The organism is Paenibacillus protaetiae (assembly GCF_004135365.1).
In the GTDB taxonomy this organism is placed as follows: domain Bacteria; phylum Bacillota; class Bacilli; order Paenibacillales; family Paenibacillaceae; genus Paenibacillus_AP; species Paenibacillus_AP protaetiae.
This window is the reverse complement of the sequence record NZ_CP035492.1, coordinates 1,465,074-1,479,059: the sequence shown is the minus strand read 5'-3', so window position 1 is coordinate 1,479,059 and position 13,986 is coordinate 1,465,074. Positions and strand designations below refer to the sequence as shown.

Below are 13,986 nucleotides of genomic sequence, written 5' to 3'. Positions count from 1 at the left end.
CGCTGCAAACTTGGATGGATGAACGGATAGCGGAGTGGTCGGCTTTTTATGCGGAGCAATGGCTTCATGCAGCACGCAATGCGTCCGCGAACTTACAAGGGGAACTGGCATCCTTTGTCGAAGGAAAGCTCGCGCTATTGTCCGACGGCGCGGATAAAGAACAGATGGCGAAGCTGTATGAACAGATGATCCATCTAAAAAAAATAACAATAGATGAATAATCGTTCGCATAACAAGATAAGCCTTTGCCGGGTGGTCATCCCGGCGAAGGCTTTTTTTGGATATGCATATCCGTTCATTTGATCGGAATGAGTTGACTGGCAGGACGGGAATCGTTCCGGGAGACTAGCGTATTTTTTTTAATCATTGTGTGTTTTTATGCAAAAATTGAGGAATTGGCATACAATGGGGACGATTTGCGACTATTTAGGAGGAATCGCATTACTTTTTTTCCATTTCGCCAATATCGGCTCCATTGACCTGTTATACGGTATTATCTCCTCATTGCGGCGTTTGGGTGATGCTGATAATATTCACTCATACTTACAAAAAAGGAATGGGGAGTTGGATTTCTTGGAAGTATTCAGGCAGTTGAAAGACTTCTATTGGGTAGAGCGCAAGTACATGATTACTTCAATTGTTTGCCTTATGTGCGCCACTGCTCTTGGGCTTGTCTATCCGAATCTGCTGCGCATTTTGATTGACGATGTCATTAAACCACGCGATTTTGACAAAGTTCCCGCTTTGGCATTAACCGTAGTTGGCGTTGTTGCGGTTAAAGCGACTTTGCAGTTTTTTCACGGTTTTTTTGGCGGAAGGTTAGGCAACCGGGTCGCCTACCGTTTGCGGAATGCTTCCTATGACAAATTGCAGACGCTTTCATACTCTTATTATGATAAAGCCAAAACCGGTGATTTGATGTCGCGGCTGACCGCCGATCTGGAAGCCATTCGCAACTTTATCGGCTTTGGTTTTGCGCAAATTTTAAATATGTTCCTGATGGTTATATTCGGCGCGGCTATGATGTTTTCCATCAGCTGGCAGCTTACGCTGGTAACGCTCGTCACGATGCCGTTCCTTGCACTGACGGCCGTCCGGTTTGAGAAAAACATTCATCCGGCATTTCGCCAAATGCGTCTCGCTATGAGCCATTTGACGACAGCTGTGCAGGAAAATATTACCGGTGTACGAACGGTGAAATCGTTTGCCCGCGAGCCGCATGAAGTGAACAAGTTTTCCAAGCGGAATGAGGAATATAAAGAGAATCAGGTCGGAGCCGCCTTATTATGGGCCAAGTTTTTCCCGGTCATGGAGCTGCTCGCAAACTTAAGCATGGTCATCCTGCTGGCGTTCGGCGGATACCTGGTTATTCAAGAAAATTTGAAGCTTGGCGAATTTGTAGCATTCTTCAGCATGATTGGCTACATTATCGGACCGATGTGGAATATGGGCTTCCAAATTAACAACTACACGCAGTCGAAAGCTTCCGGCGAGCGGGTGCTGCAGCTGCTGAACGAGCATGTCGACGTCCGCAATACCGAGCATCCGGTCGTAGTTGACGAGCAAATGATAAAAGGGCATGTACGCTTTGAGCATGTCACGTTCAACTATCCGGATAAACAGCCTGCTCTGATTGACATTAACATTGATGCTCCCGCAGGATCGGTCATCGGTTTGCTGGGCGCTACAGGTTCAGGCAAATCAACAATTATTCAGCTGCTTATGCATGCTTATAATGTCAAGAACGGACGCATAACGCTGGACGGCATTCATATTCAAGAAATGGATGTACAGCATTTGCGCAGCCAGATCGCGCCGGTGTTCCAGGAAACATTCCTTTTCTCCTCTTCGATCCGCAACAACATCGCTTACGGGGTAAAAGATGTCACGCAGGAGCAAATCGAATATGCGGCAAAACTGGCGAAAGCGCATGATTTTATAATGGAGCTTCCATTAGGCTACGACACCGTTGTAGGGGAACGCGGACTTGGTTTGTCCGGCGGGCAAAAACAGCGGATTGCCATTGCGCGGGCGCTGATCCGGAACCCCCGCATTCTCATTCTGGATGATGCGACAAGCGCTGTCGATATGGAAACGGAGCATGAGATTCAAGCCGGCTTTAAGGAGCTGATGGCTGGACGCACAACCTTTATTATTGCGCACCGCATTTCCTCGCTCCGCCATGCCGATGAAATTATCGTGCTGGATAACGGCCGAATCGTTCAGCGGGGGACGCATGATCAGCTGATCCGGTCATCTGGACCTTACCGGGATACGTACAATATCCAATATGCCGACCGGCCGCAGGCGGAAACGGATGAAGCAAGCTTCGAGCTGAAAAGGAGCGTTAGCCGATGAGCACTCGTGCAAGCCATACTACGGACCATACGGACAACAGCGCAAAGCTGAATAAAAACGAACGATTTATTTACCAGGACGACGATGCGATCGAAAAGCCTTTTAACTGGTCGCAAATGGCCCGATTGTTCCATTATATGAAGCCTTACAAAAAGCAGCTGATCCCGGTATTTGCATCTATGGTCATAGGAACGTTGACGAGACTGGGCATTCCGGCCTTGTTCATATGGGCCATTGACGATGCGATTCAGCCGGAAGGCAAATCGGCAAGCATTCCGCTTTTGTTCACTTATGCAGGCATAATGCTGGCGCTTTATATACTGCAGTGGGCGTCCAACAACTACCGGATCAAGCACATTAACATCATCGGGCAAAAAGTAATTTACGATTTGCGGCATCATGTGTTCAGCCATATTCAAAAGCTGTCGTTCCGATTTTACGACAAACGGCCGGCAGGCTCTGTGCTCGTCCGCATTACGAATGATGTTAACGCGCTGCAGGATTTGTTCACCAACGGCGTCGTTAACTTGATGATGGACTGTGTGCAGCTGGTTGGCATCGTTATCATTTTGCTCATTTGGAACTTTAAGCTGGGCCTTGCCGTTATGATTACGGTTCCGCTTATGTTTGTCGTATCCACCTCGCTGCGCAAACGGATCCGTTTTGCCTGGCAAGACGTTCGGATGAAGCAGTCCCGCATCAATTCTCATTTGAACGAAAGCATTCAAGGAATGAAAGTGACGCAGGCGTATGTGCAGGAAAAAGATAACTACAAGTTTTTCGAGCATATGAATACCGTTAACGTCAAGGCATGGAACAAAGCTTCGGCCATGAACCAGGCATTTGGTCCAATTATCGAATTGACTTCTGCGCTTGGTACGCTGATCTTGTTCTGGTATGGCTCTTATTTGATTCAGCATGATGTGATCACGATTGGCCTGCTGGTCGGTTTCGCCAACTATATCGGCAACTTCTGGGATCCGATCAACCGGCTTGGGCAAATGTACAACCAGCTGCTTATTGCAATGGCATCCTCTGAACGTATCTTTGAATTTATTGATGAGAAGCCGACGGTTGGCGAGCTGGAGCAGGCGAAAGAGCTTCCTCCGATTCGCGGCGATGTCCAATTCGACTCGATTGTTTTTGAGTATGAAGCGGGCCGTCCGGCTTTGAAAGGGATCAGCCTGAATGTAAAAGCGGGACAATCTATTGCGCTTGTGGGCCATACCGGCTCCGGCAAAAGTACAATTATCAATTTACTGTGCCGTTTCTATGATCCGGTGCAGGGACGCGTGTTGATTGACGGTCAAGATATCCGCGACATTTCGACGGCCAGCCTTCGTTCGCAAGTTGGCATTGTATTGCAGGATACGTTTATTTTCTCCGGTACGATCCGTGATAATATCCGTTATGGGCGTCTGGACGCAACCGATGCCGAAATCGTGGCGGCGGCGACAGCTGTCCACGCGCATGATTTCATTATGAATTTGCCGGACGGTTATGATACGCAGGTAGAGGAGCGGGGCAATGTGCTGTCGATGGGGCAGCGCCAGCTCCTGTCATTCGCCCGCGCGCTGCTGGCCGATCCGCGAGTATTGATATTGGACGAAGCGACGGCGAGCATTGATACGGAAACCGAATTGAAAATTCAAGAAGCGCTCAAGACGCTGCTTGCCGGACGTACTTCGTTTATGATCGCGCACCGGCTGTCGACTATCCGCCATGCGGACCAGATTGTCGTGTTAGACCATGGCGTCATTATGGAGCAGGGCACCCATGACGAGCTGCTGGCGAAGGGCGGCATCTATTATGGACTGATTGATGCGCAATACCGGTTTTTATCGGCATAAGCAGTACCTCTTCCGTTCTTCAAAGGTTTTAACAAACGCCGGAAAGCCAATACTTGGCTTGATTTTTCAGTAAGGAACCTCCACAATGGAAGGAAAAACATGCTGCCTGGTTCCCGTGTGGCTTGCTGAAGCTGCGGGACGGGCAAATTGGCTTCCAGGAGGTTTCTTTTCGTTATGTATGGATCGCCTTTATCGAAACAAGCCCGTAAAGTATTGCTGCTAGGCTCGGGTGAGCTGGGCAAGGAGGTTGTGCTTGAAGCGCAGCGCCTTGGCGTAGAAACCGTAGCCGTTGACCGGTACGCGAATGCGCCGGCGATGCAGGTCGCTCATCGTCATTATGTAACCGATATGCTGGATGGTTCGGCTATCCGGGAAATTATTGAACAAGAGCGCCCCGATTATATCGTGCCGGAAATCGAAGCCATTGCGACGGATACGCTGCTGGAGCTGGAGCAGGAGGGCTTCCGGGTAATTCCTACCGCACGTGCAGCGAAGCTGACGATGGACCGGGAAGGCATTCGCCGCCTTGCAGCGGAAACCTTGGAACTGCCGACAGCTCCATACCGTTTCGCCGATAGTCTGGACGAGCTGAAGCAAGCCGTACAAGAGCTGGGACTCCCCTGTGTGATTAAGCCGATTATGAGCTCGTCCGGCAAAGGACAAAGCGTCTGCCGGACGGAAGCGGATATCGAGCAGTGCTGGAACTATGCTATGGAGGGCGGCAGAGCGAAAAAGCAGCGTATTATTGTAGAAGGATTTATTACATTTGATTCGGAAATTACGCTGCTGACGGTCCGTTCCGTCTCCGGAACAACTTTTTGCGCGCCAATCGGCCATGTGCAAAAAGACGGCGACTACATCGAATCATGGCAGCCGCATGGCATGACGCAAAAGCAAATCGAAGAAGCGCAGCATATTGCGCAGCGTATTACGGACGAGCTGGGCGGATACGGCTTGTACGGCGTCGAGCTGTTCCTTACCCGGGACGGCGTATTGTTCAGCGAGGTGTCGCCTCGGCCGCATGATACCGGCATGGTAACGATGGCTACGCAGGACTTATCCGAATTTGCGCTCCATGTCCGCGCCATTTTGGGTTTTCCGATTCCTGCGGTTCGTTTGCTGACGCCCGGGCATCCCATACGTTGAAAGCGGACAAGGAAGCGGCTGTTTTCCGCATCGGCGGCGTAGATAAGGCGCTCGCAGTGCCCCAGACGCAGGTGCGTGTATTCGGCAAGCCGGAAACAAAGATTGGCCGCCGCATGGCGGTTGCATTAAGCACGGCGGCGGATGTCGAGCAGGCAAGAGCTTCGGCGGCCGCTGCAGCTGCCGAACTGTTTATTCAATACGAATAACTTTGTGCGCCAGGAGCTAGTTGAAGCCATTCAGGGACTATAGTCCCTGAATGGCTTTTTATTTATGATGATAAGTTCCCGTTCACTGCTGCTTATATCATTATAGAACAAATGTTCGATATGATCAACCTGACTTTTCTCCTTTATGACTGCAGAAGCTCCTCTCCATACATAATTTCGATTCATTTGCAGAAAAATGGGAAAAGCCGTTTATTTTGGAGGGGATCCGAAATGCGTTTTCGTTTATGGCGCAGCTCCAGACAGCTGTGGGTAATGATTGGTTTTACATCGTTGTGCGCAACGATATTGCTTCTGTATGGCTTTGGATTTGCTGCGTATACGCTGCTTCATCCAACAGCCGGGCCGAAGCATTCGGCTGCCGCGCCAGCACGGACAAAGCCGGCGGCAGTATTGGCTGATGCCGGCGAAATCAAAATAACAGCCATCGGCGACTCGCTGACCAAAGGGACAGGAGATCCGTCGGGCGACGGCTATGTGAAGCAGCTGATGCGCGGGCTGCAGGAGGAGACGGGAAAGCCGGTCCGGCTTGTCAATAATTTAGGCATCGGCGGGCAGCAGACTGCTCAGCTGGAACAGCGTCTGCACAGCAACGGCTATCAATATGCGCTCAAACAGGCGAATCTGATCGTGCTTACAATTGGGGGCAATGACTTGTTTCGTGCTGCAAGGGAAGCGATGAACGGAAAAACGGACAGCGAGCAAGCGTTAACCGCTATCCATAAGCGTCTTCCGGACGGCCTGGCTCATATGAAAGCCATTTTGCATACGATCCGCCAAACGAATCCGGAAGCCGAAGTAGTGTATATGGGGTTGTACAATCCGTTTTATGACATACCCCGGCTGAAAAACGGCAGCCTTCAAGTGAGCGAATGGAACAGCGAAGTATACAAGCTTTTGCAGGCAGATGATCATATGCTGATGGTTCCGGTTTACGATTTGTTTGAAGACCGGATCGGTTCTTACTTGTCATCGGATCATTTTCACCCGAATCATGACGGGTACGGCAAAATGGCGGAACGGATCATCCAGTCTTTAAGCGTGGAAGGGGCGTAAGGCAGTTATGGATAAAGTGCTGTCGGTTAACCATTTGACGAAAACCATTCAAGGACGCCCGATTGTGCAGAACATTAACTTCGATGTGTTCGCTGGCGAAGTGTTTGGTTTCCTTGGTCCTAACGGCTCCGGTAAAACAACGACGATCCGGATGCTCGTCAATTTGGCCAAGCCGACATCCGGCGAAGTCTACATATGCGGCCATCATGTGCACCGCCATCCGGAGCAGGCGCTGCGTCATGTCGGCTGTATTGTGGAAAATCCCGAGGTGTACGGCTATTTGACAGGCTGGGAGAACCTGGAGCACTATGCCCGCATGCAGCCGGGAATTAGCCGCCAGCGGCTGGAAGAAGTGGCGGACATCGTACGGCTGAGCGGCAACATCCATGACAAGGTGAAGACGTATTCGCTGGGCATGCGCCAGCGGCTGGGCATTGCCCAAGCTTTGCTTGGCCGCCCGAAGCTGCTGCTGCTGGACGAGCCGACCAACGGCCTTGACCCGCAAGGGATCAAGGAGCTGCGCTCCTTTGTGCGGAGGCTGGCGTCGGAAGGGATCGGCATTTTTATATCTAGCCATTTATTAAACGAAATCGAGCAAATGTGCGACCGCGTCGCGATTATCCAGCATGGGAAAGTTCGTGCCGCCGGCAGTGTAGCAGAGCTGTCCGGGCAGGCGCCGGGTATGTATTGTGGCAGCTGGACGATCCGCAGCGCGGCCGCGAGCTGCTGACGGCGGGAATACGTGCGGACGCCGGTGCTTATTCCGTTCCGGCTGCCCATCCGGCGTTTGCATCATCCGGGGCGCCGATTGCCTATGCGAAAAGCGCCGCAGCCAGCCCGGCTGCGCCCCCAGATGCCCATGAGGCTCATGAGGCCGTCTTATCTCCGGTTATCCGTACGTTGCAATCCGATTGGGCTAATACGCTGACGGACGGAGTGCCGAATGCCGTTGCCGTTCGAATGGACCGCGAAGCGGTGCCGGCCATGATTAACCGTCTGACGGAAGCGGGTATCGGCGTCATGGCGGTGCAGCCGCTTAACCATTCGCTTGAGACGCTGTTTCTTCATTTAACTTCGTCATCCGACAGGCTGAAAGAGGAGGAATAACGATGCTGGCGATGATCGGATTAATTCAAAATGAAACGCTTAAAATATGGCGTAAAAAAAGGTTTTTTGTCATTTTGCTATTATTGCTGGCGCTTATTCCGATATTTACTTATGCGGAGCAAAGAGTTTTGCACCATAATCAGGCTCATTTCACCAACTGGCGGAGCCAGGTGCTGCAGCAAATCACCGATTTGGAAAACACACTGTCCAGCGACCGCATGCCGGAGGAGTGGAAGAAGCACCGCAAAGTGGTTGTTCAGCAGCTGCAATATTATTTGGAGCATGATGTTAATCCAAGCGATATAAGCAGTGTAACGTTTACGCGCGAGTTTTTGCAAAATGCGATGACGCTCCTCATTCCGGTGCTGGTGCTGGCGCTTGCGTCCGACATTGTATCGGGGGAGAGGGCGGAAGGGACGATCAAGCTGCTGCTCGCCCGGCCCGTCCGCCGCTGGCGTATCTTGTTCAGCAAGCTTGCGGCGCTGACGCTGTATGTATCGCTCATTGTCGTTTTGACAGCGGTGATCAGCTATCTGGTATCCGGGCTTGCATTTGGCTACGGGGGCTGGACTATGCCCGTGTTCACAGGCTTTATGGTCAAAGGCTCCGCCATTGACAGCACGTATGCGCATATTGTGCCGCAGTGGCAGTACTTGCTCATGCAAATGGGGCTTACCTGGATCGCGGCCATGACGGTTGCATGGCTATCGTTAATGGTATCTGTTCTGCTGCGAAGCACATCGGCAAGTATTGTGACGATGACTTCCGTGCTTATTGCCGGGACACTGCTGTCGAACATGGCCTCGTCCTGGCATGCGTCCAAATATTTGTTTTCGGTGAACTTGAATTTGGCGCATTATTTGAACGGATCGCCCCCGCCGGTTGAAGGCATGACGTTTTTGTTTTCGCTTGCTGTGCTTGGCATTTGGGCGGCTGCATCGGTAGTCGTGTCGTTTACAGTCTTTACTAAACAGGATATATTGAATTAAAATAAAAGCTCGAAGAAAGGGAAACGCGATTTTCAGATTGGGGGACGCTCATGACTGAGCAAATGGATCTCTTCAAAGCGCCATCCGCCGCTGACCGCAGCTACGAGGCAGATGACATCCAGGTACTGGAAGGATTAACGGCGGTACGCAAGCGGCCCGGGATGTACATAGGGAGTACAAGTAGCTCCGGACTTCATCATCTCGTTTGGGAAATCGTGGATAACGCGGTTGACGAGCATTTGGCGAAATTTTGCAACGCAATTGAAGTCACTTTAAATAAAAATGGTTCGGTAACGGTTTATGACAACGGACGCGGCATTCCGACCGGCATGCACAAAACCGGCATCCCGACGCCGCAGGTTGTATTTACGATTTTGCATGCCGGAGGCAAATTTGGCGGAGCCGGCTATAAAAAATCCGGCGGCCTGCACGGCGTAGGCGCGTCGGTTACAAACGCTTTGTCCGAATGGCTAGAGGTTGAAATATACCGCGACGGCAAAATACATAAGCAGCGTTATGAATATTGGGTTGACGACAAAGGCAAAGAGCATGTCGGCGAACCGGTAACCGGTTTGGATATCGTGGGCAACACGAACCGGACAGGCACTAAAATTACGTTTAAGCCTGATGCTCGCGTATTTCATTCCGGGATAACGATCAACTATGACACATTAGCGGAGCGGTTGCAGGAAATCGCTTTTTTGAACTCCGGCTTGAAGGTCACGATCAAGGATGACCGCCATGACAAGCAGGAAGTGTTTCATTATGACGGCGGCGCCAAGCAGTTTGTTCAATTTTTGAACGAAGGCAAAACCGTGCTCGGCGACGCCATTCATTTTGCCGGCGAACGCGACGACATCGAAGTGGAAATCGCGCTCCAGTATAACGACGGGTATACGGAGACGATTGCTTCGTTCGTCAACTCGATTCCGACGCGCGGCGGCGGCACGCATGAGACCGGCTTCAAAACGGCCTACACCCGTGTCATGAACGAATATGCCCGTAAGACGGCTTTGCTCAAGGAAAAGGATAAAAACCTGGAAGGCAGCGATCTCCGCGAAGGCATGATGGCTGTCATCAATGTGAAGATGTCCGAGGTGGAATTCGTCGGCCAGACGAAGGATCAGCTGGGCAGCGTATCCGCCCGCAGTGCCGTGGACGCCATTGTAACGGAGAAAATGCAGGTGTTCCTGGAGGAAAACCCGCAAACGGTGCAAATGCTGCTGAAAAAAGCGGTACAAGCGGCCAAAGCGCGCGAAGCGGCGCGCAAGGCGCGCGAAGAAATACGCAGCGGCAAGAAAAAAAGCGAAGGCTCCAACCTGGGCGGCAAGCTGACGCCGGCGCAGTCGAAGGATGTATCGCGCACAGAGCTGTTTATCGTCGAAGGCGATTCGGCTGGCGGTTCGGCGAAGCAAGGTCGCGATTCGAAGTATCAGGCGATTTTGCCGCTGAAGGGCAAACCGATGAATCCGGAGAAAGCGAAGCTGGCGGATATTTTGAAAAACGACGAATACCGTGCCATTATATCAGCGATTGGAGCCGGCATCGGCTCGGAATTCGAGTCGGAAGAAAGCAATTACAGCAAGATCGTCATTATGACCGACGCGGATACGGACGGCGCGCATATCCAGGTGCTGCTCCTGACGTTTTTCTACCGGTATATGAAGCCGCTCATTGATAACGGCAAAGTGTATATCGCACAGCCGCCGCTTTATAAAATTACCCGGAAGTCGGGCAAGCTGGAGACAGTCCGTTATGCGTGGACCGATGAGCAGCTGCAAAACTATTTGAAAGAATTCGGCAAAAGCTATGAGCTTCAGCGGTATAAAGGACTTGGCGAGATGAATCCCGAGCAGCTATGGGAAACGACGATGAACCCGGAAACGAGAACGCTGCTGCAGGTGCAAATCGACGATACGGCCAAAGCGGAACGCCGCGTATCGGCGCTCATGGGCGATAAGGTTGATCCGCGCAAGCGCTGGATTATGGAAAACGTCGACTTTACGGAATTTGAGGAATAGGAGGAACGGGACATGAGTATGCTGGAGTCTTTTTTACCGGCGTTTCTGGAGGAGGTCGTAGGCGACCGCTTCGGGCGCTATTCCAAATATATCATCCAGGACCGGGCTATTCCTGACGTGCGTGACGGGCTGAAGCCCGTGCAGCGCCGGATTCTGTATGCGATGTACGAATCCGGCAATACGCCGGACAAGCCGTACCGCAAATCGGCGAAAACCGTCGGCGACGTCATGGGCAATTACCATCCGCACGGGGATTCATCGATATATGAAGGGATGGTCCGGATGGCACAGCCTTGGAAGATGGGGCATGTGCTGGTGGACGGGCACGGCAACTGGGGGTCGCTTGACGATGACCCGGCTGCGGCGATGCGTTATACGGAAGCGCGGCTTTCTTCCATCGCAATGGAGCTGCTGCGTGATATTGATAAGCGGACGGTTCAATTTAAAGATAATTTTGACAATACGGCAAAAGAGCCGGTTGTGCTGCCTTCCCGTTACCCGAATTTGCTGGTGAACGGCGCAAGCGGAATTTCGGCCGGATTTGCGACGGAAATCCCGACTCATAACTTGCGTGAAGTTATCGACGCTTGCATTGCGGTTATGGCCAATGCGGACATTACGCTGGACGAGCTCATGCAGATCGTCAAAGGCCCGGATTTCCCGACCGGCGGCATCATTATGGGCGGCGAAGGCATACGCGAAGCTTATACGACTGGCAAAGGGCGGATTTATGTCCGCGCCAAAACGGAAATTGAAGATCTTCGCGGCGGCAAGCAGCAGATCGTCATTACGGAAATTCCGTATCAGGTGGTCAAAGCCCGCCTAGTTACCGCGATGGAAAACATCCGCCTGGAGAAAAAGGTGGAAGGCATTGCCGAGGTGCGCGACGAAACGGGCCGGAACGGGCTCCGCATCGTGGTGGAGCTGAAGAAGGACGCGGATGCGGAAGGGATTTTGGCTTATTTGCTGAAAAAAACCGATCTGCAGACGACGTATAACTTCAACATGGTAGCAATTGTGAACAAGCAGCCGCAGCAGCTTGGCCTCAAGCCGATTTTGCAGGCATATATCGGGCACCAGAAAGAAGTAGTGACCTACCGCACCCAATATGAGCTGGAGAAAGCGGAGGACCGTGCCCACGTTCTGGAAGGCCTTGTGAAGGCGCTGAATTTGCTGGATGAAGTGATCGCAACGATCAAAGCTTCCAAAAACCGCGCCGATGCCCAGCACAATCTCGTCGAGAAGTTTGCGTTCACCGAACGCCAGGCTGACGCGATCTTGACGCTGCAGCTGTACCGGCTGACGAATTTGGAAATTTCGTCGCTTGAAAAAGAACATAAAGAAATATTGAAGCGGATCAGCTACCTGAAGTCGATTCTGGACAGCGAGAAGAAGCTGCTTGGCGTCATCAAAGACGAGCTGGTTGAAATACGTGACAAATATGCTATCGAACGCCGCTCTGCGATTCAGCAGGAAGTGGAGGAATTGAAGGTCAACCTGGAGGTGATGATCAACTCCGAGGATGTGCTGGTGACGCTCAGCCGGGAAGGGTATGTAAAACGGACAAGCATGTTGTCCTTTACCCGCTCAGGCGGCGAACTCGACAGCTCGGGCGTCAAGGAAGGCGATGTCATCTCCGACCTGCTGCTCGTGAATACGCTTGACAATTTGCTCCTGTTTACGCGCAAAGGGCAATATTATATGCTTCCGGTGCACCAGGTACCGGAATTTAAATGGAAAGATAACGGCACCGCGATCGTCAATGTTATCCCGCTGCCAAAAGACGATTCGATTGTTAGCGTCATACCGGTGAAAGATTTTAATGACGAAGCAAGTTCGCTTGTGTTTGTAACGAAACGCGGCAATGTCAAGCGGACACTGCTGAAGGACTATATGACGACCCGCTCAACTGCTATTGCGGCATGCAAAGTAGCCGATGGCGACGAGGTCGTGGATGTGAAGCTCAGCGACGGCAAAAAACAGCTGCTGCTTGTCAGCAAGCTTGGCATGAGCATCCGGTTTGAAGAAAGCGAAGTGAATCCGATGGGGCGCGTGGCAGGCGGGGTGCGCGGCATGTCGCTGAAGGATGACGATGAAATAATCGGCTTTGAATTTGTGTTTGACGATGAGGGCGAACTGCTGGTGTTGTCGGATATGGGTTATGCCAAACGAAGTTTGCTGCTTGATTATCCGATTCAAGGCAGAGGCGGCAAAGGCGTGCAAACATTTGAGTTTAAAGAGGGCAAGCGGGTGAAACCTAACGGTACAGCACTTGTATCCGCTTATTATTGCCGCGAGCCGCTGCAGCTGCTGCTTGTCACTTCGTCTGGCGCAAGCCATTTGCTCAATTCGGAAAAAACACCGATAGAGGAACGCAAATCGGTCGGCCGTATTGTTGCGCAATTAGATAAGGACGAACGTATCGACATTGTAGCGAAACGCCGTTAAGCCGGCGGCAGCCTTTAATCAAAAGGCTGATTAGGCGGGTCAAGCCGCTCAATCACACTTAATAGTGCTTCCAACAGGACCCACAATGGAGCGGGATCGTCTAAACGCTCGAGCCATTGCGGGTCTTTTATTATGCCGTAATCCATCACTTTGCGGACAAGCTCCAATTTATTATCCACTCCGGAACCTCCTTACTGTACATGTCAAGGGGTTGTGACCTGTTGTCAATCGCCTATATAAAGTTTATGTCTACTCCTGTCAAAACGTTCGGATTTATAGCGATTAATGGCGCAAATTATTAATTGTATTAATCTTTAATTCGACATTTTCAGATGGTATAATTTAGGTTAGAAAATGATTCGGACAAGGAGCGATGCGCTAATGGTTTCTGATGATTTTACTAGAGTATGGTCCAAATTAACGCGGGAATGGAAGCTGACACTGGAACAATCGCTTGCTCCGTTGACGGAGGGCCAGCTTGGGGTGCTGGAGCTGCTGCTGCAGCATGAACCAATGAAGCCTTCGGATTTGCTTCAGTATTTATCGACGACGCCGGCTGCCATTACAACCTTGCTCGACCGGATGGAACGCAATGAGCTAATTGTACGTACAAGAGATGAAAGCGACCGGAGAATTGTATGGGTGACAGTTACAGAGAAAGGAAAGGCGGAGACCCAGCGCGGTCTGGAGGTCCGCTCCAAAGTAATTGAGCAGTCTCTGGACCGCATCTCCGCCCATAATCAGCAGCTGCTTGTTTATTTGCTTGGCAAAGTCGCCAATATGTAAC

At 51.4% G+C, this 13,986-nt stretch carries 9 protein-coding genes and 2 pseudogenes; 10 read left to right on the top strand and 1 reads right to left on the bottom strand.

Features of this window, described 5'->3' with window-relative positions; all coding sequences use genetic code 11:
* The first annotated feature begins 14 nt into the window (after nucleotides 1-14).
* The 9 genes and pseudogenes from ET464_RS19770 (at nucleotide 15) to gyrA (ending at nucleotide 13,199) form a co-directional block, all read left to right on the top strand.
* A complete protein-coding gene (locus ET464_RS19770; RefSeq protein ID WP_165279930.1) occupies nucleotides 15-221 on the top strand; it encodes a hypothetical protein in 207 nt (68 codons plus the stop codon).
* Nucleotides 222-573: 352 nt separating this feature from the next.
* The gene (locus ET464_RS06550; protein WP_129439337.1) at nucleotides 574-2,358 is read left to right on the top strand and encodes an ABC transporter ATP-binding protein; all 1,785 of its coding nucleotides are present in this window, start codon (nucleotides 574-576) and stop codon (nucleotides 2,356-2,358) included.
* Nucleotides 2,355-4,208, top strand: a complete 1,854-nt coding sequence (locus ET464_RS06545; protein ID WP_129439335.1) for an ABC transporter ATP-binding protein — start codon at nucleotides 2,355-2,357, stop codon at nucleotides 4,206-4,208. Before ET464_RS06550 ends, ET464_RS06545 begins: the two co-directional genes overlap by 4 nt.
* 174 nt (nucleotides 4,209-4,382) lie before the next feature.
* Nucleotides 4,383-5,560 (top strand): annotated as a pseudogene (gene purT / locus ET464_RS06540) (formate-dependent phosphoribosylglycinamide formyltransferase).
* 231 nt (nucleotides 5,561-5,791) lie between these two features.
* Nucleotides 5,792-6,634: a GDSL-type esterase/lipase family protein gene (locus ET464_RS06535; RefSeq protein ID WP_129439333.1), complete on the top strand. Its 843-nt coding sequence runs from the start codon at nucleotides 5,792-5,794 to the stop codon at nucleotides 6,632-6,634.
* A gap of 7 nt (nucleotides 6,635-6,641) precedes the next feature.
* Nucleotides 6,642-7,741 (top strand): annotated as a pseudogene (locus tag ET464_RS20830) (ABC transporter ATP-binding protein).
* 2 nt (nucleotides 7,742-7,743) lie between these two features.
* Nucleotides 7,744-8,730, top strand: a complete 987-nt coding sequence (locus ET464_RS06525) for an ABC transporter permease (protein WP_129439331.1) — start codon at nucleotides 7,744-7,746, stop codon at nucleotides 8,728-8,730.
* 50 nt (nucleotides 8,731-8,780) lie between these two features.
* Nucleotides 8,781-10,751 carry a DNA topoisomerase IV subunit B gene (gene parE, locus ET464_RS06520; RefSeq protein ID WP_129439329.1) on the top strand — a complete coding sequence of 657 codons (1,971 nt, stop codon included), beginning with the start codon at nucleotides 8,781-8,783 and terminating at the stop codon, nucleotides 10,749-10,751.
* 12 nt (nucleotides 10,752-10,763) lie between these two features.
* The gene (gene gyrA / locus ET464_RS06515; RefSeq protein WP_129439327.1) at nucleotides 10,764-13,199 is read left to right on the top strand and encodes a DNA gyrase subunit A; all 2,436 of its coding nucleotides are present in this window, start codon (nucleotides 10,764-10,766) and stop codon (nucleotides 13,197-13,199) included.
* A 14-nt stretch (nucleotides 13,200-13,213) separates the two neighbouring features.
* Here the strand turns inward: gyrA and ET464_RS19765 are convergent, their stop codons facing one another.
* A complete protein-coding gene (locus ET464_RS19765; protein WP_165279847.1) occupies nucleotides 13,214-13,378 on the bottom strand; it encodes a hypothetical protein in 165 nt (54 codons plus the stop codon).
* Nucleotides 13,379-13,580: 202 nt separating this feature from the next.
* Here ET464_RS19765 and ET464_RS06510 point away from each other — a divergent pair, with 202 nt between their 5' ends.
* Entirely contained in the window at nucleotides 13,581-13,985 is a 405-nt protein-coding gene (locus ET464_RS06510; protein ID WP_129439325.1) for a MarR family transcriptional regulator, read from the top strand.
* Nucleotide 13,986 lies beyond the last annotated feature (1 nt).